Annotated in this window: 16 protein-coding genes; 6 read left to right on the forward strand and 10 right to left on the reverse strand. The window is 57.4% G+C overall.

Features of this window, described 5'->3' with window-relative positions; translation table 11 throughout:
* Positions 1-35 precede the first annotated feature (35 nt).
* Positions 36-1820, reverse strand: a complete 1785-nt coding sequence (locus OSO_RS0135035) for an adenylate/guanylate cyclase domain-containing protein (protein ID WP_237729383.1) — start codon at positions 1818-1820, stop codon at positions 36-38.
* Between the two features lie 175 nt (positions 1821-1995).
* Here OSO_RS0135035 and OSO_RS49010 point away from each other — a divergent pair, with 175 nt between their 5' ends.
* The gene (locus tag OSO_RS49010) at positions 1996-2457 is read left to right on the forward strand and encodes an ExbD/TolR family protein (protein WP_010587490.1); all 462 of its coding nucleotides are present in this window, start codon (positions 1996-1998) and stop codon (positions 2455-2457) included.
* A gap of 216 nt (positions 2458-2673) precedes the next feature.
* On the forward strand, positions 2674-3732 hold the full coding sequence (locus OSO_RS0135045) for a M42 family metallopeptidase (RefSeq protein ID WP_010587491.1): 1059 nt from the start codon (positions 2674-2676) through the stop codon (positions 3730-3732).
* A 204-nt stretch (positions 3733-3936) separates the two neighbouring features.
* Here the strand turns inward: OSO_RS0135045 and rseP are convergent, their stop codons facing one another.
* The 4 genes from rseP to OSO_RS0135065 form a co-directional block, all read right to left on the reverse strand.
* Entirely contained in the window at positions 3937-5943 is a 2007-nt protein-coding gene (gene rseP / locus OSO_RS49015; RefSeq protein ID WP_010587492.1) for an RIP metalloprotease RseP, read from the reverse strand.
* Positions 5919-7103 (reverse strand): 1-deoxy-D-xylulose-5-phosphate reductoisomerase, encoded by a 1185-nt coding sequence (gene dxr, locus OSO_RS0135055; protein ID WP_010587493.1) that lies wholly within the window; start codon positions 7101-7103, stop codon positions 5919-5921. Before dxr ends, rseP begins: the two co-directional genes overlap by 25 nt.
* Positions 7104-7846: 743 nt before the next feature.
* Positions 7847-8791, reverse strand: coding sequence for a hypothetical protein (locus OSO_RS0135060; RefSeq protein ID WP_010587494.1), 945 nt, complete (start codon positions 8789-8791; stop codon positions 7847-7849).
* 135 nt (positions 8792-8926) lie between these two features.
* A complete protein-coding gene (locus OSO_RS0135065; protein ID WP_010587495.1) occupies positions 8927-10564 on the reverse strand; it encodes a proton-translocating NADH-quinone oxidoreductase chain M in 1638 nt (545 codons plus the stop codon).
* Between the two features lie 373 nt (positions 10565-10937).
* Between OSO_RS0135065 and OSO_RS0135070 the strand changes: the two genes are divergently transcribed.
* Both OSO_RS0135070 and OSO_RS0135075 read left to right on the forward strand, forming a co-directional pair.
* A complete protein-coding gene (locus OSO_RS0135070; protein WP_010587496.1) occupies positions 10938-12011 on the forward strand; it encodes a dipeptidase in 1074 nt (357 codons plus the stop codon).
* Positions 12012-12219: 208 nt separating this feature from the next.
* Positions 12220-13557 carry an MFS transporter gene (locus OSO_RS0135075; protein ID WP_010587497.1) on the forward strand — a complete coding sequence of 446 codons (1338 nt, stop codon included), beginning with the start codon at positions 12220-12222 and terminating at the stop codon, positions 13555-13557.
* A 94-nt stretch (positions 13558-13651) separates the two neighbouring features.
* Here the strand turns inward: OSO_RS0135075 and OSO_RS0135080 are convergent, their stop codons facing one another.
* From OSO_RS0135080 to OSO_RS0135100, 4 genes are all read right to left on the reverse strand, one after another.
* On the reverse strand, positions 13652-16690 hold the full coding sequence (locus OSO_RS0135080) for a tetratricopeptide repeat protein (RefSeq protein ID WP_010587498.1): 3039 nt from the start codon (positions 16688-16690) through the stop codon (positions 13652-13654).
* A 326-nt stretch (positions 16691-17016) separates the two neighbouring features.
* Positions 17017-17691 carry a hypothetical protein gene (locus OSO_RS46355; RefSeq protein WP_157605896.1) on the reverse strand — a complete coding sequence of 225 codons (675 nt, stop codon included), beginning with the start codon at positions 17689-17691 and terminating at the stop codon, positions 17017-17019.
* Between the two features lie 156 nt (positions 17692-17847).
* The gene (locus tag OSO_RS49020) at positions 17848-18576 is read right to left on the reverse strand and encodes a class I SAM-dependent methyltransferase (RefSeq protein WP_010587500.1); all 729 of its coding nucleotides are present in this window, start codon (positions 18574-18576) and stop codon (positions 17848-17850) included.
* 24 nt (positions 18577-18600) lie between these two features.
* Complete coding sequence (locus OSO_RS0135100) at positions 18601-19680, reverse strand: mannose-1-phosphate guanylyltransferase (protein ID WP_010587501.1); 1080 nt, start codon at positions 19678-19680, stop codon at positions 18601-18603.
* Positions 19681-19982: 302 nt separating this feature from the next.
* On the opposite strand from OSO_RS0135100, the gene OSO_RS0135110 reads away from it, so the two are divergent.
* Both OSO_RS0135110 and OSO_RS0135115 read left to right on the forward strand, forming a co-directional pair.
* The gene (locus OSO_RS0135110) at positions 19983-21845 is read left to right on the forward strand and encodes a phospho-sugar mutase (RefSeq protein ID WP_063710464.1); all 1863 of its coding nucleotides are present in this window, start codon (positions 19983-19985) and stop codon (positions 21843-21845) included.
* A 236-nt stretch (positions 21846-22081) separates the two neighbouring features.
* Complete coding sequence (locus tag OSO_RS0135115) at positions 22082-22582, forward strand: GNAT family N-acetyltransferase (protein ID WP_010587503.1); 501 nt, start codon at positions 22082-22084, stop codon at positions 22580-22582.
* Between the two features lie 43 nt (positions 22583-22625).
* On the opposite strand, the gene OSO_RS0135120 is transcribed toward OSO_RS0135115, so the two are convergent.
* Positions 22626-25010 (reverse strand): PSD1 and planctomycete cytochrome C domain-containing protein, encoded by a 2385-nt coding sequence (locus OSO_RS0135120; RefSeq protein WP_010587504.1) that lies wholly within the window; start codon positions 25008-25010, stop codon positions 22626-22628.
* Positions 25011-25079: the final 69 nt, after the last annotated feature.

Genomic DNA, 25079 nt, shown 5'->3' on the forward strand with positions numbered 1-25079 from the left:
ATCCCCGCTGGCGAATTCGGCGAGTAAAACCAAGCCTACTTACTCGGCAAACGCACGATGCCGTCCCAGTTTTCCGGGGCGGTGCGGTTGTGTGAGACGATTTGTTGCATCAGAAAATCTTGGGCGCGGTCGCTAGGCGGCATGGCGTGCAGACAGCGATAGGCTTCGTCCCACTGGCCCTCGATAAAGTGTTCGACCCCGCGTTCGTAGCTTTCGATCTGGGCGTCGGACAGATCGGGATCATCGCTGAGGGGCGGTAAGAGTTCGCTGACGATGACCGGGTTTTCCATGCCGTAGGGCAGCAGCTTGGCCAGTCGTCTGAGGCGGCCTTCGCTGCTTGCCAGTCGTGGCCTGACGATGCGGGCTGTGGCTTCATCCAAGACGATGGGGACTCGTAGCTGTTTGGTCATCGATTCCAGTCGACTGGCGAGGTTCACGACCGGGCCAAACACCGTGACCTTCACTTGCTCAGCGGTTCCGATTTTCCCGGCGACCGCCCGGCCGTGCGCAATTCCGATTCCCATCGTAAAGTCGGCGAGCGGGTGATTGCGCGTGGCGGCGGCTTTGGCGAACGCGGCACGAATTCCGAGCGCCGCCCGGCAGGCATGCACGGCGGCATCGGGTGAGGGAAACGGCCAACCCCAGAAGCCCAGTGTCGCGTCACCCTGGAAGTCGCCGGTGACACCACCGTTCTCCAGGATGTGCTGCGTCATGACTCCCAGTGCGCGGCTGACTCGTTCCAGCAGACCGATCAGATCGCCGACTTCGGTTTCGGCTCGCTGACTGAAGCCGCGCAGGTCGCAGAACATGACAGTCACATCGCATTCGCTCGGTTCGAGCAGTGTCGTGTCGAGTTCATCACCGAGTGCGGCCAAGATCGGCGGCGCGAAGAATTGCCGCAGTCCGGCCTTCTGTCGTTCCAATCGCTTGGCGCGCACGACCGCTCCGATGATCTCGGCGACCAGTTCCGTAAACTTCACATCCGCTTCAAGCTGCAATGCGTCCGAAAGCGTCGTGCCGGGGATGAATGTCTTTCCCATCCGTCCCGCGACGTACAATCCCGCCGATTCCAGAGCCAGGCCAGGGACAGGAGTGCAATAGGCCCAATCGAATTCCTGCATCAGAGTCTTGTCGTGAGACTGTGGTGAATCCTTCTCCCAGATATGCAGGACGCTCGACCTGCGGCGTTCGAGTGCTTCCGTGACGAGCCTGCGGCTGGGGCGGAATGGCCCCGCAGTCTCATGCCGACGGTCCCAGTGCAACATCTGGACATCGTCTGTGCCCGCCGTCGTCACGATGGCGACAGCTTCTGCGTGGACGACGCCTTTCAGCAGAAGGTTCGCCAGGCGGTGATAGAGTTCGTCGTCGTTTCTGGCGCCGGAGATCACCTCGGGCAGGTGAGTCAGAACTTCGATGCGATTCTCGGGATCCTGATAGCGGATTTTTCTGAGTTCTTGTGGTTTGAAGGCAACTTCTTCAAACGGAACGGCGACGATGCCGGGTTCGGCTTCCATCGGTGCCAGATGGAAGGTCGTCGAACCGATCACGAAATGCTGCCCGATCTCGACGCGGCAAGTGGCGACGGATTCTCCGGCGAAGAACAGCGGATTGCGAGCGGAATCCAGACGCGTCAGTTGCAAATGGTCCAGATGCACGTCGACTTGAACGTGACGACGCGATAGTTGCGGGTCCCAAGGAATGCTGATGCTGGCGTCGGTGTCGCGGCCGATCACATACCGTTGACCGGGCGCCAATTGTCGTCTCGACCGATGAGCCGGTTCCAATCCTTGAGACGCAAGTTCGAGCACGACGACATCCAAACGAGTTTCCTTGTGTCTTGAACAGTCCGTCATGTTGGCAACTTGGTGAAAAAACGACAATCGGAAGGATGTGCTTTTTCGATCTGGGCCAGTCACTTCATCTGTCGGATTCGGAGAAATTGAACTACGGTACGTGATCGAACGAGTTCCTCTTTTCAGAACCAAAGCGCCCTTCATGCGGATTCCGACCTCACGTCAACGAGCTTCTCAAGCCGACATGCAAACGGCCATGACACCGCTGATTGACGTGGTGTTTCAACTGCTCATCTTTTTCATCTGCGCGTCGACCGGCCATATGAAAGAGTTGCTGTTGCCCACGGATTTCCGCGCGGGCGATGTGGGGGCTGTCACGGAGCAGGAACGCGAAAAGCCATTGGGCGAGGTCTGGATTCGGCTGAAACGTGTCGGTGAAAAGACGCGTGCGTTTCTCGAAGAACGTGAGTTTGATGATCTCGCGAATCTCGGGGCGACGCTCCGTTCGCTGGCCGCGGCAGCCAATGAGATTCCTGTGAATCTCGACATTGGGGCAGAGGTCCCCCTCGGCGACGTGATCTACGTCTATGACATCTGCCGCGCCGCCCGCTTCCGTTCCGTGAACTTTGCCGCGACGGACCGTTCGATAAACGGCACGCCTTAGATTTCCCTCTGTGTCTCCGTGCCTCAGTGTCTTCCCCACCGCCGCTGGACCCACATGGACGCGACGCGTACTTCGGAAACGCACTGGTGGTGAGGGAGACACAGAGACGCGGAGACACAGAGAAGAGGAAAATAGGGGGGCTCGCCAGGGATTGGGGGCAATGTTTATGATTGTGGGGGTGGTTGATCTGGTTCCTTTTTCGACGAAAAGATCCTCATGGATAGCGCGGCTTTGCAGTTTCTCAAGGATTTACTTCACGCACCTAGTCCGTCCGGATATGAGCGGCCGGTGCAGGATGTGGTTCGTCGTTACGCGGGTACGTTCGCGGATGAGGTGCGCACCGATTGGCACGGGAATGTGATTGTCGCGGTCAATCCGACGGGTTCGCCCCGGATCATGCTTGCCGGTCACTGCGATCAGATTGGTCTGCTGGTGAAGCATATCGACGATCGAGGATTTCTGTGGGTGCATGCGATCGGCGGCTGGGATCCGCAGGTCCTCATCGGGCAGGACGTTCAGGTCTGGACCAAAACAGGTCCCGTTGCTGGAGTGATTGCTCGAAAGCCGATTCACCTGCAGTCACCCGAAGATCGTAAGACGGTCCCCGAGATTAAAAACTTGTGGGTCGATATCGCCGTGAAAGATGGAGAAGAAGCACGAAGCCTGGTGGCGATCGGCGATCCCATTACAGTCCAGTTGGGATATCGCGAGTTGCGAAACGGCTTGGCCGCCGCGCCCGGGATGGACAATAAGGTCGGGGCCTGGACCGTGATTTCGGCGGCAGAACGCGTCCGGCGAGGAAACCCCAAGGCGGCGGTGTTTGCAGTGTCGACGGTTCAGGAAGAGATAGGTCTGCGGGGTGTCCAGACCAGTGCTCATCAGATCGATCCACAGCTAGGAATTGTCGTTGACGTCACGCATGCGACGGATTGCCCGACGATCGACGAGAACCAATACGGTCGCGTCAAATTGGGGAAAGGCCCGGTGCTCTATCGTGGTCCCAATGTGAACCCGGTGGTGTTCGAGCGGTTGATTGAGCAGGCGGGGGCACTGGAGATGCCTGTCCAGATCAATGGTCTGGCGACGGCGGCGAGCAACGATGCGGCGCAATTGCAACTAACGCGGGGCGGTGTGGCGACGGGACTGGTCTGTATCCCGAACCGCTACATGCACAGCCCGGTGGAAGTCGTGTCGCTGGAAGATCTAGATCATGCGGCGGAGTTGATCGCCCGCTTCTGCCTGTCGGTGGATTCCACGAGCGATTTCACTCCGTGAGTGAATATCGCAGGGGGCGGAAAGTGGTGGCCGGATTGAGGAACTGAAGCGGCCTTCTGAACCTCAGGCTCGGTCGGGTTATGTGGAAGTGCAAGACCCTTGGTTTGTGGCAGGAAATGTGATTCAAGACAAAGGGCCCGGGACGACATCACGTCCCGGGCCCTTCTCACTTCATCGTCGTCATTGGTCCGTACGGTTGGCTTGTCACTTCTTCGCGAAGGGATGGATGAACAAGTCCAGGTACAGCACGAGTGCCATCAGGCACAGCAGGAAGGCAAAGCCGACATAGGTGGCCCCAATTAGCACCTTCTCGTTTGGTTTTCGTCGCGTGCAGGCTTCCCACAACAGAAAGACCATGTGCCCCCCGTCGAGGACCGGGATCGGCAGGAAGTTCAACACCGCGAGATTGACGCTCAGGAAGCCCAGGAACAGGAGCATCGCGATCCAGCCTTCCTGTGCGAACTGATAGGCCGTCTTCGCAATGCCCAGTGGGCCGTGCAATTCTTTATAGGACACCCGACCGGTTACCAGGCTGCGAAGTGTCAGGTAAATATTTAGGGCGGATGTGCGTGTGTGTTTGATCGACATAGCACAGGCTTCGCCGATGGTATCAGCTCTTTGCATGAGCCGCTTACTTTCCAAGCGGATACCCACGATCGGAAGCAACCAGTTGGGATCGGGCTCGGGATCGACGTCGACATTCACAGGGGTCGAATCTTCCGTCACGGTCAATGTGACTTTGCGATTCGGGAACCGTTGCAGCATCCAGAAAGCCCAGGCCGAGTTGTTCTTCACGTCCGAGTCATCGAACTTGATGGTGATCGTCGAATCTTTGACCTCGTCCTGACTGCTGGCCGGCAAGTCGGCTCGCTTGGTCAGCATCATTTGCTTCAGAGGACCAGGCTTGATTCCTGCCTTTTCGGCCGGGCTGTTTGGCGCGACCGCGAGCACGACGGGCAGCATATGGAATGCGACGCCGATCGAAGGAATCGAAAGAGGTTCGCCCGGTTGTTCCGGTTGATCGAGCCAACCCGGTGCGTCGTCAGGAACCAGTTTCAACGTGACGCTTTCGCGTCCACCGCCCACCGGCTGTCGTGTGACGATCACTTCAATTTCGGTATCCGCCCGTTTGGCGAATTCGACGGGAAGCTTTAGCGGATCGATTTCGGTGCCGATGTTCAGGCCGTCGAGTGCCGCTAGTTTGTCGCCCTTTTGCAGCCCGGCCTTCTCCGCGGGGGAGCCATGTTGGACGGCAACGATCGGTCCCGTATCGAGGGTGATGCCCAGCGTGCGGAAGAAATTGTCGGTCAGGGTAATTGTCTCGGTCGTTGGCTGGGCGAGCTTGATTCCCTTGTTGTCAAAGTGTCGCTCGACGGTAATGACGAGCGGATTCTTGGTATTGGCGGCAACAGCGCGGTGGAATTCGACCGCCGTTTTGACCTCTTGGTCGCCCACTTTGGTGATCTGGTCACCTTTGCGGATTCCGTGTTCGGGGTCTGCCGCGAATCGACCTGGAACTGGTTCATAAACCGTCAGGCTTTCCATTGGGGTCACGCCGATCTGAGGATGCGATCGTGTCGCGTCGGGTTCGACGGTGATATCGAACTGCTCTCCATTGGCATGTTTGCCTTCAAGACGCAGCGGGCCCGACGACAGAGCGACACTCATTTGCAGGTCGACGAAGGTTGAAATCGGGCTGCCGTTGATTTTCTCAATGAAGTCACCGGCGGCGATTCCGGCTTCCCATGCGGGCATTCCAGGTCGTGCATCACCAATCAACGACGGTGATGTGGGGAACCCGGCTTTAAAGACGACGATGAAGAAGAGGAACGCAGTTAGGACGTTCATCGTCACGCCGGCCGAGATGATGGCCATGCGCTGCAGCACTGTCTTGGCGACATACGATCGTGGATCGGCGGCGATTTCTTCACTCGTCAATTGACTGGGGTCGGCATCGTCCTGGCCCAGCATTTTCACATAGCCCCCGAAGGGAATCAGTGATAAGGCGTATTCCGTCTCGCCCCATTTCCGGCTGAACAGGACCGGGCCGAACCCGATGCTGAATCGCTCGACATTGACGTCGCACCACTTGGCCACCGCGAAGTGCCCCAGTTCGTGCAGGAAAATCACAAGGCCCAGTCCGAGCGCCGCCAGGGCGACGTTCGACGCTTTGATGGCCAGCGGCATTAATTCGACAGCGAGGATTTCCACCGTTGCATCTCCTTTCGCGCCCAGTCGTCGAGGCGAAGCAGTTCCGCCAGACTTGGTTGAGCGTCGAAGTTGTGTCCTTTCAGAATATCACCACAGGCCTGTGGGATTTCTGTGAATTTCAAACTTCCGTCCAAAAATCGCTGGACGGCGACTTCATTCGCCGCGTTCAGCACGGCGCCGCAGGTCCCGCCGCGCTTTGCCACTTCAAACCCGAGTGCCAACGCTGGGAACGCGTCGAGATCGGGAGGGAGAAAATCGAGCTGGTGGGCGCGCGTCCAATCCATGGTCGGACTGGTTCCCGCCCATCGCTCGGGGTAGGTCAGGGCATACTGGATCGGCAGTTTCATATCGGGCGGCGACAGTTGAGCCAGCACGCTGCCGTCCAGAAATTCGACGAACGAATGCACGATGGACTGGGGATGAATGACGGCCGCAATCTGATCGGCATCCAGATCGAACAGCCAGCGGGCTTCGATGATTTCGAGAGCCTTGTTCATCATCGTCGCGGAGTCGATCGTGATCTTGGGTCCCATCTGCCAGGTGGGATGTGCCAGCGCACGGGCAATGGTCGCTTCTTGCTCGAGCCGATCTCGCGACCATCCGCGAAACGGTCCCCCGCTGGCTGTGAGTACGATTCGCTTCAAATCGCGTCGGCGACCCGAAAGCATGGCTTGGAAGACTGCGCTGTGTTCGCTGTCGACGGGGATCAGCGGTGCGCCTGTTTTTGCGGCTAGATTCATGACCAGCGGGCCGGCGACGACGAGTGTTTCTTTATTGGCGATGGCAACTCGTTTGCCCGATTCGATCGCCGCCCACGCGCCGCGAAGTCCGGCTGCACCGACGATGCCGCAGACGACGGTATCGACGTCAGGATGACTTGAGATTCGTTCCACGCCTTCAGGACCGAACCAGACCTCGGTTTCGCGCGGAAAGGCGTTGCCACCGATCAGCTTTTGTGTCGCGGGGTCGGCCAGCACGGCAAAGCGAGGTTTTGTTCGCTGGCATTGCCGGGCCAATGGTTCCCAACTGCGGTGAGCGGTCAGCGCGGTCGCCTGCAGACGTGAGCCATGCGCCTCGATCACATCCAGACAACTGGTGCCGATCGAGCCCGTAGAGCCGAGGACGGAAATGCGGTTCAAAGCTGGCGGATCAGAAGGCACGCATCACTCGCAGAGACCATCGCAGTCGAGGGATGTGTCGACATAACTCACGTCGTCATGACCGATTACGCACTCCCTCGGGACCGTGCATTTTAGGCGCGGATAAGATTCCCAGCAAGAGCGATGAAATTGGGGGGCATGACGAGAGCGGGTGTCCTAAAAGCTGACAAGGTCGAAGGCCTGAGTTGGTCCTCGAACACCCTGTTGAAGTAAGGAGGACAGGCACCTTGGCATTCACGATGTCATGGCGTTTTTTGATCTGGGCGGCGCCAGTCTCCGTTAGCTCAGCAGATTACCAAACGTTCCGACATGCATGATTGAGATTTGCTTGTTGCAGGAACGATCGAGGTGGGAGTCGGTCGTCGGTTATGCCCTCGTCGATTAGATATTTCCCCATCAGGTCCAATCCATAACTGATGCACTCGTCTAACGTTGGCATTTCTGGACCAGGGGCAGGTGGTTCCGTATACAGATTGAGCCAGCCAGATGCGGAGCGACCGGCCGTTCTATAAGTGGCTTCTAATGCGAGAGTGTTTGTGTCGTGTCGAAATTTGAAGACAGGCTTCCCCACTCCATGTGCTCCGCACGTTTGTCTCGGCAGAGATTCGCCATCCTCTCTCCGTAACGCGACGTTCGAACAGCGCAAGCGCTTTATCCAAACTGATCATCGTCACTCTTCCCTCAGAAACGACCCGACCCCGGTTTATGGCCGGGGTCGGGTCGTCATTTTAAGAGCGGTACCACTAGCGTGCGTTCCGTTGCCATGCAGCTGCGGCCGAAGGAACACCCGTGAACATTGACGTCTTTCGCGCGGGGACCGTCGCTTCTTCGCGTGGGGCGGGGACGGAGCGAGCTGGAACGGTTTCTTCGTAGGGGCTAGGCCGTGGTGCCGGTGCAACCGGAGTTGCAGGTTGGAATTGAGGGGTGGAGCTGATTGCTGGATAGCCACCCGATGGCACCGTCATCGCAGGCATGGTTGGAATCATGGCCGATGAATAGGGGGCAGGTTGAAACCGCGGTGCCGCCACACCGATCGTCGTCGGAGCGAACTGCATTCCCAGCGCGGGGCCGCCGTTACAGGTGTCACAACTTGAAGCGAAGGCCGTTGCCTGGACTGGAACTGTTTCCTGAACGTATTGCACCGACTGGACGGGCACCATTCGCGTCGAAACCTGGGGGACGCGACGGGTGACCTGCACAGGCACCGCGACCGTTTTGACCTGTTGTTGAATCGTGGTCTGCTGGACTTGTTTGGTGACCGGTTTCGGAACCCAGACCATTTGGTAGCCGCCTTCATCGACGGTGACCGTCTTGCAGCTCGTCACGGGGATGTTTTCGACCACTTGCTTGTGGCAAACCTGGGTTTCGGCGACATCCGCGAACGTCGTCACTTGCTGCGCCTGAAGCTGTGTCGTCACCACGGGGCGATTGCGCGTCACGGTGCACTGTACGGGAACGACCGGTGGGTCGATCGTGCAATAGGCGGGAAGGGGCTGTCCGTAGAACTGGGCTTCGGAAATGGCCGGCCAAGCGCATGCCACAAAAGCCAAGGTCACATTGCGGAACAGTGAATGGTTCATGAACCAGATTCCTCGATTGATCAGCGGTCGGATTGAAGTATGGCCGCCATGCATGATCGGAGACAGATCGAGACTCGAGCAGGCTCGAGTCTGTACTTGCGATTCCATGAATCGTGCTCCGTGTTCCGACGGCCCGTCATACAACAACAGCTATTCGGTGTATCGGTGAACCCGGGCCTGCAACTGTTGTCAAAATCGGAAAACTGAGAGAATCTTTCGCAATCGTTTTATTTTGCGACTACGTTACGGCGTTTCTGGCAGGTTGTCAGAGCTTGTTGCGGCGGAATTGGCCGATGCCGTCGGTTCAAGCCGCGGAAAGTGGCGCGCAAACTCAGGCTCGCACTGACGTAACATCAGATTCGGGGCCAGATTCACGATGACCGCAGCGACAATCAACGGGGCCAGTGTCCAGTGGCTGCGGCGTTTGACGGCTGTGGTCTCGGTAGGAATCAACGTTCGGGCGGTCAATTCATCGAACATGCTGTAGACCGCGATTGCCGAAAGAATAGTGGCCACAAGGGTGCAAGCCAAAACGAGCAAGCTGCCCGCGATCAGTTCCGAAAACAACAGGTCACTACTGGCGAACAGTCCGGCCGCGAAGAGCGCGAGCATCAAGAGCAGTACCCGGTTCGATTCCCGCGACGTCTCACGGGGAGGGGTGTCCGCAGTTCCCACTGAGGTGGCGCCAAGTGCGATCCAAGACAGTGCGAGCGAGGTGATCAGTTGCTGCTGCATCAGCCATGTCATGCAAAGTCCTGTCAGACTGAACGCGTGACAGCCAAGGAGTGAGAGACCGGAAAGGCTCAGGAAGATATTCGCGGAACGCACTTGCGGGTTGCTCGGTACGATCGCGCGCAGGGCGCCCCAAAGGGCACTTCCCAGTGCGACGGCGACGATCATTCCGTCCAGTTCCATGAACAATGATGGTGCGATGGGAAAGACGAATCGCAGCCATGCCGTGCCGACGACCGAAGATAAACCGACCAGACACAACGTGGCGATGGGGCCAGGCGTGTTGCGAAAGATGGCAAGCATCGGTGAATGAAAGGGGAACAGTCCAAACTGGATAGCGAAGCCGCACGACATCAGGCAAAACATCCAGGGAAAAACGTCGCCTGCATAATGAAACGCCAGTTGATTGTTCGACATCCATTTTTGAATCTCGAACACGATTGCGGCGATGTTCCAGAGGGCTTTCGGTGGGGGAGACGCATCTTCGATTTTCATCCAGGGAACCGCCATGACCAGCATCGCGAACCCCAGCATGACGAACGCTCCGCCGCAGAGTTGCATCCACAGAAATCGTTCGGCGAGAGTTCGCCGTTGCGATCCACCCGATTGGCCGATCAGCACGGACATGATCAGCACTGCCGTTCCAAACGCGACAAGGTACAACCGCAGGTCATACGCCAGCATGGCGCCGATCGATGCTGATTCAAACAACAGCACACCAGGGGCACACCATCCTGAGCCATTGTGAGGCTCTTCGGTTCGCCACAAGATGATGCACGTGCAAAGGATTAACACGAACGTGGGCCATAGGTTAATCCCGTCGACGGCCAGCCAACGCTGCGAGTATTGGTCGGCCCTCTGTTTGTCGACTTGCCTGTGCAGAATTTCACGGTCATCCGCGATGGAACGCGCGCTCGCGCCCGGTTCAGGAACGAGGCGTCTGGCCGCAATCTCGTCATTCCGCTCGAGTATCGACTGCCAGGCGACGCCACCGAAGAGCAGCAGGGTACACACTGCGTTAGAGACGGCAAAGTGACGAACCAGATCCCGCTCGGTCAATGCCGCAGCTGATGTGACGAGAAACCCGATCACGGGTGACAACATCAACAGCAGTGGCAATTGATCCCAGAGCGATGTGAACCAGTTCATTCCTTGCAGGCCCTTTCTGGACGGATGCTAAGCGAACGGATGGCGAGAAAACAGCGTTGAGTCGGGGAGGGCGTGGGCGAAGCCTAGGGGACGACGCAACGCACATCGCGATATCACGACGATGGCGAAAACCACAATTCGATCCAAACGTTGACAACCTTCACTGTCCCATGGGCGACTCGCGAGAGCAGTGTCTCGGTGCCGATCGTGATTGCGCAATTGCTCAGTGGGTTTTGCCGAAAGTACGTGGCGTGTCTGAGCGAATTTGGGCGGCGGTGAGGGACGACGTCTAAACAGGCTGCTATCATGTTGCGGCCGTGCTGCGCGTCTGGATCATGTCACGCATTTCAAGAGAGAAAGAAAGACCGAACCGATGTTCCTATTCGATGCACACCTCGATATGGCGTGGAATGCGCTGGAGTGGAATCGCGATCTGATGCTGCCAGTGGCGAAGATTCGCGAGTTCGAGCAGCACTTCGACAATATCATTCCTGGCGAATGCACGGTCTCTTGGGATGCCTTGCGACGTGGTCGTGTCGGGCTGATGATCGTGACGCTGTTGCCACGGTTCCACCGAAAACATGCCCCCCTGACGTTTCCGCAGCAGCGTGAAACCGCGTACGCGATGTCGCAGGGACAATTGATGTACTACCGCGCGATGGTTGCGCGCGGTGTGTTGCGTGAAATTCCTGACAAGGCGGCGCTCGACAAGCATGTCGCGGAATGGAATGCGTTGCCCGATGGTACGCCACCCGAATCGCTTCCGCTCGGATACATCCTCAGTATGGAAGGCAGTCCGCCCATTCTGTATCCCGAACAGATCGCCGACTGGTACGCGGCGGGATTGCGCTTGCTGGGGCCCGCCCACTATGGACCCAGTCCGTATTGCTACGGCACGGGCAGCACCGGCGGATTCAACGAGGACGGTAAGAAGCTCTTGCGCGAAATGGACAAGGTCGGGATGTTGCTCGACGTCACCCATCTGGCGGACGAATCGTTCTGGGACGCGATGGAGATTTACCAGGGGCCCTGCATCGCCAGCCATCACAACTGCCGTGCTCTCGTTCCTGGCGATCGCCAGTTGGAAGACCGTCAGATTCTCGAGCTGATCCGCCGCGGTTCGGTGATCGGAGCTGCCTTCGATAACTGGATGATTCAGCCGGGCTGGAAGATCGGCGTCACCGATCCGTCTACTGTGAAGATGGATCATATCGTCAATCACATCGACCATATCTGTCAGCTTGCGGGCAATGCCAAGCATTGCGGGCTGGGGACAGACCTGGACGGCGGTTTCGGAAAAGAGCAGTCTCCCTCGGATCTCGACACGATTGCCGATCTGGGCCGAATGGGTGAACTGCTGTCGAAACGCGGGTATTCCGCCGCCGACGTCGAAGGAATCATGTCGCGGAACTTTGTCGAGTTCTTCCAGCGAGCTTGGGCGTCGTGATTCAGTGATCGTGTGGGGAAACCGAAACCCGCGCTCCTTTGCGGGGCGCGGTTTCGCAATTTGATGTGATCCCGAGTCGCCGCGATGGCTCAAAGCCACGAATACAATCGCAACAACCGATTCGTTGCTTGCCGGGCGGGGTCTGTCACGGCATCATCTGCGGAACCGTTTTTCGCGAGATTATTTGACAAGTTTGAAGGAAGCCCCGATGCAGCGGTCTGTGTTTTTGAAGCTCAGCGCGATGATGTTCCTCCAGTACTTTATCTGGGGAGCGTGGTTTCCGCCGAGTTTTGGTTTCTTCGGTGCGGGGGCCTTGGGCTTCGACGAATGGCAGCAATTTGGTTTGACGGCCGCTTTTCCCATGTCGGCCATCATCGCCATGTTTTTTGGAAACCAGTTTGTTGACCGTAATTTTGCGGCTGAACGGTTTCTGGCGTTCAGCCATTTGGTGGGGGGGCTCGCTCTGATCGGATTTGGTGCTCTGTCGTGGAAGGCGTTTTCGGCAGAGGGGCAGTCGGTGGGAAGTTACTGGCTGTATTTCGCGTGCATGGCGACGCATTGCTTCTTTTACGTGCCGACGATTTCCGTCACGAACTCGATCGCCTTTTCGAGCATGTCCGATCCTCAGAAAGATTTTGGTCCGGTACGGCTGTGGGGGACGATTGGCTGGATTGCAGCCAGTTGGCCGTTCATTTTCATTCTTGCCGATTGGGCGAAGATTCCTCAATTCGGATCGGTTGGTTTTACGGATTGGCTGGGAGCTGCGCTGGGTACGCCTCTGACCGGGACGGCCTTGAATCAAGGAAAGAGCTGGGCCTTTTTGACGGGGGGCGTTGCCTCAATTCTATTGGCCGTGTTGAGCCTGACGCTGCCGCATACACCTCCTAAGCCGATGCACGATGAAAAGCATTCTCTGGCATGGTTGGAAGCGATGCGTTTGCTGAAGCATCCATTCTTGCTCGTGCTGTTTGTTGTCACATTTATTGATGCCACGGTCCATGATGGATTCTTCATTTTCGCGTTCACCTACCTGGAAAAGGTGGGTGTTGCTCCGAACTGGATTCAGCCGGCGATGAGCGTCGGGCAGATTGCCGAAATTGGCACAATGGCGATCCTGGGGTATGTGCTGAAAAACCTCGGCTGGCGGACCACGATGATCCTCGGAATCCTCGGGCACACGGTTCGATTTGCGGTGTTCGCATTCATTCCCAACCCCTACGTCGCCGTCGCCGTGAACATCCTTCACGGGATTTGTTATGCCTTCTTCTTTGCGACGTTGTACATTTTGGTCGACGAAGTCTTCCCCAAAGATGCACGCACGAGTGCTCAGGGGTTGTTCAACTTTCTGGTTCTGGGCATGGGGCCGATTGTGTCGCGCTACTTGTGGCCGGCCATTCAGGCAAGATACACGCATGATGGCGTGATCGAGTATCGCACTTTGCTGCTGTATCCCGCTGCAGGCGGCTTGATTGCGGCGATTCTGCTACTGCTGTTCTTCCATCCTCCGAAAGGGAAGGTCGCGGAAGAGGCTCCTGTCACCACTTGATCTGAACTCACAATCCGTTAACCCAAAAAGCGATGGGGGCGATTCGCAGACGCGAATCGCCCCCATCGTCATTCCGCCAAAGAGATTTGAATCGCTACTTGTCGGTCAATTCGCGGAACTCTTCCACTTCCGGCGGCGCGACGTTCAGGTCGATTAGTTCACCCGTCAGGCAGTCCAGATAGAACCGAATCAAGGGTCGCAATCCCGCTTGCGGATTGAGTTCCAGAGCCTTTCGCAGCGAGGCCGTCGCGTCTTCGACGGCACCGGATTCCATCTGCGCAACGGCCAACTGAAAGTAGACGGTTGGTCCTTCGATTCGCATCACCTGAAGTGCTTGTGCGGTGGTTTGCACTGTCGCGGCCGGATAGTAATCCGCCCAGTCCGGATTGAAGGTCAGAAAGGGCAGCGTCGACATCGTGGATTGAGTCTGCGACGAGATCATTGAGCGTGTCTGATCGTTCCAAAGCTTGATCGAACGAGTGTAATTCGCGGCTGTCAGGGCCGAGATGGCGGCAAAATCACGCCAGGTCATCAATGCCGTATCCGCACCCATGCCTTCCAGGGGGTCAATCTGTTCGGCGGCCTCACGATTGCGGCCCACTTCCATCAGCCAGCTTCCCAGCGCCAGTTTCGCCAGTGGATTCTTTGCAAGGTAGATCGCATCTTCTTCCAGCGTCTTGATGGCGGTCAGCAGGCCGCCTGCTTGAGAGGCTCCGTGTGCGACCTGAAGTCGATCAGATCCCTGGTTCAAATGATCGCTGGTCATTGTCTGAATGCGGCCGACAGATTCGTCCAACTGGACGATGATTTCTTTAATTCGTTCTGCTTCTTGTTCGCGCTCTTCTTCTGACAATTTGGCCATCGGTGGCAGTGATTGAAGTTTCCGCAGCAGTTCCAGTTGCACATCGATTCGTCCCATCGATTCGTACTGCTGAAGCAGTTGGCGAATGGTGTTGGAATCTTCCGGGTGCAGGGACAGAGCTTGTTGAAGCGCGCTGATGGATTCGTAGTATCGAAGTTTGTTCGGGGGCAGGGGGCCGCCCTGACTGAGGATTCCCGATTCAATCTGGCCCAGAATCGAGTAGGCCATGCCCAGGACCTTATAGCCCTCGGTTGAGTTGGGGTCGTCTCGCAGGCCTTCGTTCGCATTTCGTATCGCCAACAATGCCGAGGCGCAACGTTTTGAATTCGAGGTGCTGTTGCCCGCCGTGGCGAGCGCAAAATCGTGTTGAGCGGACTGGACGGCGTGCGGCACGACGGGACGCCGAAGTGAAAACAGATTGTCGTACGTGGTTGTGGGCTTTGCGTACTCGCGTGTCACCTCCTCGACGACTTCCGGCTTGTCTCGGAACGCCTGCTTGACCACGTCAAACGCATGGTCTCGCACGAATGAGGTGGCCGTTTCGTCGCTGGGGTCGATTCGGATGAAGACGGCGGTTGAGGCATTCAAGCTGGTCATTTCAAAGTCGCTGCACGCCAGCAGGCTAAACAAAGTATGGTAATCCGCCGGGGGCAGTGGTCCGTTCAGGCGAGGACAGGCCTGTCGGATGCGATACTTGACGAAGTTCGATTTCCAGATCGTTGAATCGTCTCGTTCGTCATTTCGTTCGCGCAGCGCTTTCCGGAGGACATTGTGGAGTTGCAGCAGGTTGGCTTCGTCGCTGCCATAGAAAAGGCCCGCTCGGCTGTCGACGAATGTTTTCTGGTTTCCCCAGATCATCAGGTCGCCCTGGCGCATCGAGAAGTTAAAGGGGTGATCGTCGATTAACGAGGAATGCAGGTTCTGATAGTCCTCCATTGCTCCTGCAAGATGGGCGTCAAACCCGACGCCGGTTCGTTTTCCGCTCGGTCCGTCGATTCGGCCGCTGAGAATCAGCCAGGCGAGCGCAAAGAACCCGATGACGGTGACAGCCCGCCCCCCGCGCGAGAACATCAGTTCGCGCCAGTCGATCGAATAGGTTTGCCCGAATTTTTCGCGATACCAGACTTGGGCGTTAATCGTGCCGATGACGCAATTCACGAGACTCGCAGCGGCCAGTTCGTGCGTGGCCAGCAAGCTCATTCCATTAAAGCCCAGCACAATGAATATGTGCGACCAGCGCAAGTGTGCCCGATTCAAGATCAGGCTGACGAGGGTGGCCGCAGCCAGAACCAGTGCTGCAATCATGCGATGATTCAGTGCGTTCCAGTGGAAATCACTAAGAATCGGAAAAAAGACCTGATCGGCGATGGCGGGCTGCGGATAGGCGAATCGCATCGCCGGATAGTCGGTCAAGTACATTCGAAGCGGTGCGAGCCATGATTCCCATAGGAACGGATGGACGGCAACGACTGCCAGGGACGCGAGTGTCACCTTGAGAATGTCAGATTTCTCTCCGTCTGCGGCCGGCTCGCGGCTCAACCATTCACCCACAGTCCACAACGCCAGCAAGAACCAGCCGAACCAGGCGCGTTGGTCACACTGAGCCCAGATCCAAATCAGCGGGACCAGGGGCCACAGGCTATGGCGTGGCCCCGGTTCTTCCGATCGAACCAAGACCCACAGTACCAGACTGACGCCCAGCAACGTGATCAGTTCTGGTTGGATGGTAAACTGGGGATAGCAGACCAGCAGGGCCAGTGTCGCACAGATCGATCCCCACCAGGTTCGGATGTTCATGCGGACGCTATGAGCGAGCAATCCAAACGTTAGGCAGGCGAGCAGCCCCTGCAACAGTGAAAGGCCAATTCCCCCACTGACGGCATGGATGCCGGCGACGACGAGATCGAAAGCCCAGGGAAGATTGATCCAGCGACGTTCGCTGGCGGTATACGAAAACGGGTCCTGCGCGGGCGGGAGGAAACCATGGCTGGCCAGATACTGTCCGCTTTTGATGTGGAGCAGCGTACGCGTTTCAGCGATCTGGGAGACACCCAGCAAGAGCGCCAACCCAACGACGGCCCAGCGAATCACAAAATCGCCTCGAATTGCTTCGTCTTCGACCAATTCCGGCGTGAGCGGTTCCCATTCGGGAAGCCCTTCATCCGCCATCGGCGTGATGGCCGGGACCTGGCTCGCAATGGGTTCAAGGGCGGGCGATGGCTCGTTGGGGGCAGGCTTTGGGTCGAGTGGCTGGTCAGGTTGTTCAGGCACAATCTCGCTCGCTGTAGAATAACGTCAGGACCGGATGATGTGGTCCATGGTAAAGCCGCTGAATTTTGCTGGTCAACCAACTCAGTCTGACTGTTCAGAGGAGACTTGCAACAGACGGAGAGTGAGGCGTCAAAATCGGCGTCAGCACTCACCAGATCCAAGCACGCGAATGGCCTACGAGCCGTTTGCCAAGAGTGTTGGGGCTGACGTGCGGATTCGAGCGGGAAACGCAGTTCCAAAGCCGATGGATCGGTGTTTTGGGCACTGCCATGACGAGTTGCGCGTGTCCCAGGAAGATGCTGGAACCCCAGCCTGCGTACCGAGATTCAGGCGAGGCAGGGGACGCGTAGGATGGTCGCGACTCGACCAGCTTCCGATTCCGTCAGCAACCCCTTTAAACGCATCGTCATGTCTGAAGACGCGTGCCAGCGGCTCAGAGCTTCGAACATCGACTCCAGACGATTCGGATCGATGCCCATCTGGATTTTCCGTTCGATCGATTCCTCTGGTGCCATATCCAGAAACTGGTTTAACAGCAGGAAATCAACGTCATTCGGCAGTTCCAGGTACAGCAGTCGCAATTCGCGGGCAAGATAGGAATCGAGCGGAAACGACAAGTCGATCGGACCGCCGCCCAGCAGTCTCGCCACGAGTTCGGGCTCTTTCTCGACATACTGTGCCGTCAATTCGCAGGCCGCATAGACCACACTTTCTTCGAGCAGATTCGCCTGGAATGCTTCGCGGCTGACATGCTTGTGCCAGGTGGACGCAAGTAAATCCAACTGCACGGCAGGTGCGACTTCGCGAAGAAAGGGAACCTTGCCGAGATATCCGAACGGCTTCATTGGCTCGCTCAGACATCGCTTGTGAAGTGACAGGGTTTCGAAGGTTTCTCGGAATGCGACGCGAAAGGCGGCATAACTGAGCAACGTTTGCGGAAGCGGTTTGTGGTTGATCTTGAGCATGAACTCAGGATGGCTGCCGTGGGGGACTAAATACAAGAAAATCTTTCGATTTTTCCCCACGCAGCCGTGATTGCTGACAATTCATTGACGATCGAAAACAATCATGTTGAGATTTCTCAACGCAACGTTACAAGGCGATGCGCTGACCGTTCTGCGTTGCGATTTTGGAAAGGATCGGACGATCTCGGCCGGTCATGTTTGATGCCGGATTTCGATCAATTGATACTGTCCGACGCGCGGTGCTGTCAGCGGCCGCAGTTCTTCGTCGAACAATCGAACGGTCAGCCCGTATTCAGGGATCATGCGGCAGAACCGTTCGGCGCGCATCCGCCCGCCGTCGACGAACCAGGCGACGCCGTCCCGCGCTAAGGTGCGACGGGTCAATTCCAACAGTGGCTCGTGGTGCCGGTCTTCGTAAAGCAGTTCGCAGCCCCACAAGTATGGGTACTGTTTGTCGGGCGGGATTCGCCAGTCGAGCACCAGGCCTTGTGCCTGGGTGAATCCATGCCGTTGAGCGTTGTAGAGCGCAAGCTCAACCGCCTTGGGTTCGTAGTCGCTGATCGTCACGCGCAGTCCGCGGGCGAGACCGGCGAGACCCACGATGCCAATACCAGCGCCAATCTCCAAGACCTCTGCCTCTTTTGGCCAGTCTGTTTTCAAGATGGTGGCGACCATCTTGAGTGCCGCAGGCCAAAGATAGGCCCAATATGGCATGTACTCGTCCCGATCGAAGGCCGTATGCACCTCGGGGTCTTCGAGGAAGGCATCGGGCACCGCCGGAAGGACAAGGCGAAAGGTGTGTCCTTCGACGGTCCAGGTGCGTTCCGTCCATCCACCCGGAATCGCAGGCAGCTCTTTCGGTTGCAGCTCGACGGGCAGGGGCAGGTCGCGGATTTCGCGCGTATCGGGCGTTGTTGTCATAGCGGTGAGCGTTTTCGTGCCAGTTCAGAGGTAGTCGTGAAGTTGCCGTTTTTCGAGCTCGGCCAAGAGCTTCTTGAGAGCTCCCTCGTCGCTCTTATCCGCGACGAGGGTTGCCGTCGCGGTGTGTACGATGATCAGGTCTTTCAAGCCGAATGTGGCGATTAGATGGTCGTTACTGGAACGGACGATGCATCCTTTGGATTCGACCGTACAACACAAACCATCGAGGGTGTTGCCGTCTCTGTCCGAGGGCAAGAGGCGCGGAAGAGCGTGCCAACTTCCGACATCGTCCCATCCGAACGGTGCTTCGAGGACGCTGACACGGCCAGTGACTTTTTCGAGTACCGCATAGTCAATCGAGATGGATGGCATCTGGGGAAATTCGGTTTCAAGAGCGGTCTGCCAGCCGTCCGTGCCGATTGCGGGGCGCAGTCTCTCAAGTCGCGCATACAAATCGGGCGTGAATTCTTTCAATGCTTCGAGAATCGTCTGGGCGCGCCACACGAAGATCCCGCAATTCCAGTAATACTCGCCGCTGGCCATGAACTGCGAGGCGACCGTCAGGTTCGGCTTCTCTTGAAAGCTCTTGACGTGGAACAAGGGCGATGTCTGCGACGCGAGGCGCTCACCCCTCTGAATATAACCGAATCCCGTGGATGGGTACGTCGGTTCAATGCCGAACAGAACGAGGGTATCTGGTTCGTTCTTGATCAAGTTCACGGCGTCGTTGACGGCCTGCTGGAATTTCTCAGCAGGGGAGATGACATGGTCTGCGGGTGTGACCAGCATCACGGCATCGGGGTCAACGGCCAATAGTTGAATGGCGGCGAGGCCGATGCAGGGAGCGGTATTGCGTCCACACGGTTCAACAAGGATTTGGTCTGAAGGGACATCTGGAAGTTGCCGTGCGGATTCGACGGCGTGCAAAGCGCCCGTCACGACCCAGGTTCGCTCAATCGGAATTGCGGGCTGACAGCGATTGACTGCTTGCTGAATCAACGTCTCGTGACCCGTCATTCGCAGGAACTGTTTGGGCAGTTGACGGCGGCTCTGGGGCCAGAATCGGGTTCCGGAACCACCTGCCATGATGACTGCATGCAACATTTCGAATGATTCCTCGCGTACGACGCCTCTGTTACTATCCGCCTCTGCCGGATTTCGTCATCGGAACGGGCTTCGATGAGAGTGCCTGTGCCGATGTCCAATCCTTCTGAATCTTGACGCGCGGGCGGAAGTCGAGATTCAGGTCAGATTTTTTGTACGGGAGTTATATTTCATTCGGGCGTTTCTCACACTCAAGTCAGCGTACGAAATAGTCGCCGTACGATATTGCTTGCGTTGAATCAGTGTGAAGCGTGTTGGTTCCGATTGAATTGGTCCGTTGAATGGCAGTGAAGGATTGCGAAATGTCTTTCGTCGAAGGTGAACGAGTCAGTGCAGCGGGGCGAATTGTCAAGTCGGCGATTGAAGACGGACGCTTGTTGCTCGCGGCTGGCCAGAACCTGACACGCTGGCTGAGCGAACCGTACTATGCGGATTATCGTCCGAAGCTGCTGACACTGATCGAACAGTCCGCATTTGACGAACTGAATCGTTTGTTCTGGGAACGGATTCCGTTCGGGACGGGAGGTCGCCGGGGGCCGATGAGCGAATTCGGGTCGGCGACGATCAATGCCCGGACCATTGCCGAATCTGCACAGGGATTGGCGGTCTATGTTCGGCAAGTTGCGCGAGAATCCGGGTCCTTCTCGGACCAGCGAAAGCTGCGTGCTGTTGTCGCTCGGGATACTCGCCATCGGTCTACAGAGTTCGCGCGGTTGACCGCTTCGATCCTGGCGGCGAATGGATTTGAAGTCTTCTACTTTCCTGAACCACGAGCCACGCCCGAATTGTCGTTCGCTGTGCGCAACCTCCATTGTGATACCGGAGTGATGATCTCGGCGTCGCACAATCCTCCTAGCGACAATGGATTCAAAGCATACTGGAGCACCGGCGGCCAAGTTCTGCCCCCTCACGACGCAGGGATTATTGGGTGCGTGGATGCGTGTCAGGAAATTCCCGCGGCGGATTTTGAACAAGCCGTCAGCGCGGGCCAGATCGTGCTGTTGACCGAAAAAGGGGATGTCCCGCGAGTGGATCAGGCGTATATCGACGCGGTCTGCTCGCTCAGTGTTTCCCCGGCACGCGACGTCAAAGCACTGTATACGCCGATGCATGGGGTCGGTGAATCGTCGATCTATCGAGTCCTCCAACATGCTGGGTTTGAGGGGGTCGAGCTGTTCGAGCCGCAACGGGTCCAGGATGGGAGTTTTCCTAACGTCCCTGACCACCTTCCCAACCCAGAGCGACCGCAGGCGCTCCAGCCAGCCATCGACTACGCCCGAGAACATGGCCATGCTCTCGTATTGGCTTCAGACCCCGATGCCGATCGCTTGGCAGTGGCAGTTCGAACGTCCGGCGATCAATTTGTCTGCCTGACGGGGAATCAATTCGGGGCATTGCTGGCTGACTTCGTGCTGTCTCGACGCGCCGCCCAGGGAACACTGTCGCCCGGGCACTATATTGTTGAGACATTGGTCACGACGCCGATGTTGCAGGCGATTGCGAGGGCCTTTGGGGTTCGTGCCATCAGCGATCTGCTCGTAGGATTCAAATACATCGCCGCGGCGATGGACGAACATGGCCCGGACAAGTTTGTCTTCGCGGCCGAGGAATCTGTGGGGTATCTCGCGGGCGAATATTGCCGCGACAAAGATGCGTGTGTCGCGGCGCTGTTCGGACTGGAACTCGCCAGCGAATTGCAACGTCAGGGGAAGACGCTTGTCGATCGTCTGGACGAACTATATGTCGAGCATGGCTATTATCACGAAACACAGTTCGTACAAGTTTGTCCTGGTCCTGAGGGGAATGCTCAGATCACGCGGATGATGCTCGCACTGCGTGAAAAGGCCCCAACGAAACTGGGGTCCGTGGTGTTTGCGACGGCTCGCGACTTTCTCAGGCACGAAGTCCGCTCGCTGCCTTCCAACACGACGAAGTCTCAGCTTCCATACCCGTCTGGTGACCTGCTGATTTTGGAAGGAACTTCTGGTCCTTGCCGAGTCTCTCTGGCAGGCCGTCCTTCGGGGACCGAACCGAAGATCAAGTTCTACCTGTTCACAAACTGCTCGACCGAGTTGCCGCTGGACCAAGCTAAGGCGGCAGCTCGTAAGTGTCTGTCGGAACTTGAATCGGGTTTGAAACAGTGGCTGGTGTCGAACGCGACATGAGCGGACATCGTGAAGCGACTTCTGTCGCCACCTATTACGCGTGTCTCGCAATTCGTTTCGCTTGGAGTCAAAAGCGACGGCGGTCTTCGTCTTGAAAACGAGCTCAAAACCAAGGCCTCTGAGCCATCTCGCTCCTTTAAATGGTGAGGTCAGCGCGCGAATGGCGCGCTTCTCGACGAGGCGCGGTTCGACGAAGATGTTGCATTCGGCGTTGATCTCAAGGCGGGGAGCACTCCATGGCGGTACTCGAACGGATTTCTCGTTCTAATATTTGGACTTTCAAAAAGCTTCGCCTGCGGGCGCTGCGCGACTCACCGATGGCGTTTGCCAGTACGTACCACCAGGAATGCCAGTTGCGCGATTTGGACTGGCTGGTCCGTGCCGATCAACTGGACGATGGACGCAGCATCGGCTTGATTGCCGTTGAGTCAGACGTCGCGTGCGGGATGGTCCGTGGCGCTACAGATGATGTCGATGCCACGGTTGGTTGGGTGGAGTCGATGTGGGTTGCCCCCACCCATCGCAAAGTTGGCGTTGGTGGACAATTGATCCTGGCCATCGTTGAGTGGGCGCACACTCGAAACCTGAGGATGCTCAAGCTGGAAGTGACCTCAAACAATCAGCGCGCGATCAGACTTTACGAGAGGCTTGGGTTCTCGCCAACTGGAAAGACTGCACCGTATCCACATGACTCCACCTTGACCGAGAATGAGATGTCTCGGGACCTCTTGGTCTGAGCAGGAGATCAGCGAATCGTTGCCGAGCGGGGGAACTGAATCCTCAGTCCACGAACAGCAATTCATTCAGTCCGTACAGCGATTGGATATAGATGGCCCAACGCGTCTCGTCGACCGAGCCGGTGCCACCTGTCAGAAACCTCTGGCTCAATTGTCGTTCCTGCGGCGAGGGTTCGCGTTGGAACAGCAATTGATAGCAACGCGAAATCTTCTCGTCGGTTGATGCGTCAGGCTTCTGTTGTTGTACCGCTGCGGCGAAGGCGGCGGATTGCGACTCAACGAATTCGCTGTTCAAGATGAACAGCTGCTGAAGTGGTGTTGTGGTGGCATCGCGCGACGGGCTGTGTGACGTCGGTGGCGGAAAGTCATACAGTCGCAGCATGTCGTTCTGTTCATCGCGACCCACCCTGCCGTACAGTGTTCGGCGAAGATTCGTGGGCAGGTCAAGCTCTGCGGCGGGGCCGCCCATGGTCGAGTTGAGCTGTCCCGCGGCCGCCAGCATGGTGTCTCGCCAAGGCTCGACATCCAGCCGACGCCGGTTCATACGTGCCAGCCACTGGTTCTCGGGGTCAAGCTGCAACGACTGCGAGCCTGCACTCGATCCGTCGACGCCCAGTGTCGTTTCGCTCGATTGGCGGTAGGTGGACGAGGTCACCATTTGTCGGTGCAGACGCTTCATTGTCCAGGCGCGGGGCGAATTGGGGTCGGTGTTGTCGGACAGGCTTTCTGCCAGCCATTCCAGCAGGTCGGGGTGGCTCGGACGCTCACCCTGAATGCCGAAGTCGCTGGGCGTGCGAACCAAACCGCGGCCGAAATGATGAGTCCAAAGCCGATTCGTGATCACGCGCGCCGTCAAGCCGCGTGATTCGTTGAACAACGCCTCGGCGAATTCGCGACGTCCGCTTCCCGACACAAACGGCTGAGGCGTCGAAGGGGAAAGCACTTCAATGAATCGCCGCGAAACGATCTCTCCCGGATTCCCCGGGTTTCCACGGCGAAACACAGGCAGGTCTCGGGGTTGATTCTTGCGGATGTCAAGCTTTGTCATTTCGGGGCCGTCGGGCAAAACAAAGATGCTGGCTTCTTCGACGACATGGGCCATCGGCGTACCAAACATCGGCGTCGTGCCCCGGATGGTATCGATGTCGGTCTTCAATTTCTTGGCTTCATCACATTCCTTATCGTTCATTGCCTTCAGTGATTCTTCCAACTGATCGACGCGCTGACGCGCTTCGGCAATCTGTTCGGCCAGAGGTGACGGCAGCAGTGGTCGGTCAGACAGTTGAGTGCTGGCAAAGATTCCCGCCATTCCGTAATAGTCACGGGTCGTGATGGGATCGAACTTGTGATCATGGCAGCGCGCACAGGCAACGGTCAGGCCGAGGAACGTGCGTGAGACCGCGTCGATCCGCTCGTCCCATTCGTCCGCGACAATCACTTCGATGACGCCCGGTGCCAGTCGCAATTCTTTCCAATAGGTGGGGCTCAGTCCGATCAGTCCCAGCGCCGCATAGTCCTCAGGAGATTTTTGTTCGAGCAGGTCCGCAGCGAGTTGACGTTTGACGAACAGGTCATAGGGCAGGTCTTCGTTGAGTGCGCGGATGACCCAGTCGCGATACAGCCAGGCTTGATCGGCGTTCTTCAACCACGACGGGGTGATGTCGGTGTATCGCGCCAGATCCAGCCAGTACCGGGCCCATCGTTCGCCGAAATGGGGTGATGCCAGCAACCGATCGACGGCTCGCTCATAGGCATCGGGGCGCGAATCGTTTACGAACTCTGCGACGTCGTCCACGTTTGGGGGCAGCCCGAGCAAGTCGAATGACAATCGGCGGAGCAATGTCCGGCGGTCAGCCGACGACGACGGGCTGAGACCGTGCTGAACCAGTTCGTGCTGGATGAAGGCGTCGATTGGCTGTTGAGCCGGTGCGTTCGGGGCCAAGGCAGGAGGTCTGTGAGACTGAAGTGGCTGAAACGACCAAAAGGCGCGTGCCTCGTTCCAGTCGATTTCCTTGCCTTTCTTTTGTGTTGTTGGCGCGTACTCCGGAACGAACGCACCCTTTTGAATCCACTGTGTCAGGAATTCGATCTCGGTCGCCGACAGCTTCCCTTCAGGCGGCATCTGCAATTTCGGATCGCCGTATCCGATGGCCGTCATCAACAGGCTTTCTTCTGGTTTACCCGGGATCACGATGGGACCGCGCGAGCCACCCGCTAGTAAGCTGGTTCGTCCGTCGAGGGCCAGATGCCCATTGTCCTCCGCCGTATCGACGGAATGACATTCATAGCAGTGCTTGGCAAAGATGGGGCGAATCTTGCGTTCGAAGAAATCACCCAGTGCCGACTCATCGGAATTGCCGTCTGCCGCATGACAGCAGGTCGACATGAATCCGATGCTCACCAGCCAAATCAGTTTCCCGAATCTCATAACACCCTCTAAGCCGCGACCAAATAACCTGACGTTAGTGTAGGCGAGCCCTCTGCGCAAATGTAACAA

The sequence above is a fragment of the Schlesneria paludicola DSM 18645 genome (genome assembly GCF_000255655.1).
Taxonomy (GTDB): domain Bacteria; phylum Planctomycetota; class Planctomycetia; order Planctomycetales; family Planctomycetaceae; genus Schlesneria; species Schlesneria paludicola.

Excerpts from the sequence above, each read along its gene's own strand:
- OSO_RS0135110 (WP_063710464.1), top strand. The coding sequence starts at position 19,983 with ATGTCTTTCGTCGAAGGTGAACGAGTCAGTGCAGCGGGGCGAATTGTC.
- OSO_RS49020 (WP_010587500.1), bottom strand. The coding sequence starts at position 18,576 with ATGACAACAACGCCCGATACGCGCGAAATCCGCGACCTGCCCCTGCCC.
- OSO_RS0135075 (WP_010587497.1), top strand. The coding sequence starts at position 12,220 with ATGCAGCGGTCTGTGTTTTTGAAGCTCAGCGCGATGATGTTCCTCCAG.
- OSO_RS0135065 (WP_010587495.1), bottom strand. The coding sequence starts at position 10,564 with ATGAACTGGTTCACATCGCTCTGGGATCAATTGCCACTGCTGTTGATG.
- OSO_RS0135115 (WP_010587503.1), top strand. The coding sequence starts at position 22,082 with ATGGCGGTACTCGAACGGATTTCTCGTTCTAATATTTGGACTTTCAAA.
- OSO_RS0135045 (WP_010587491.1), top strand. The coding sequence starts at position 2,674 with ATGGATAGCGCGGCTTTGCAGTTTCTCAAGGATTTACTTCACGCACCT.
- OSO_RS49010 (WP_010587490.1), top strand. The coding sequence starts at position 1,996 with ATGCGGATTCCGACCTCACGTCAACGAGCTTCTCAAGCCGACATGCAA.
- OSO_RS0135060 (WP_010587494.1), bottom strand. The coding sequence starts at position 8,791 with ATGGAATCGCAAGTACAGACTCGAGCCTGCTCGAGTCTCGATCTGTCT.
- OSO_RS0135100 (WP_010587501.1), bottom strand. The coding sequence starts at position 19,680 with ATGTTGCATGCAGTCATCATGGCAGGTGGTTCCGGAACCCGATTCTGG.
- OSO_RS0135070 (WP_010587496.1), top strand. The coding sequence starts at position 10,938 with ATGTTCCTATTCGATGCACACCTCGATATGGCGTGGAATGCGCTGGAG.
- OSO_RS0135120 (WP_010587504.1), bottom strand. The coding sequence starts at position 25,010 with ATGAGATTCGGGAAACTGATTTGGCTGGTGAGCATCGGATTCATGTCG.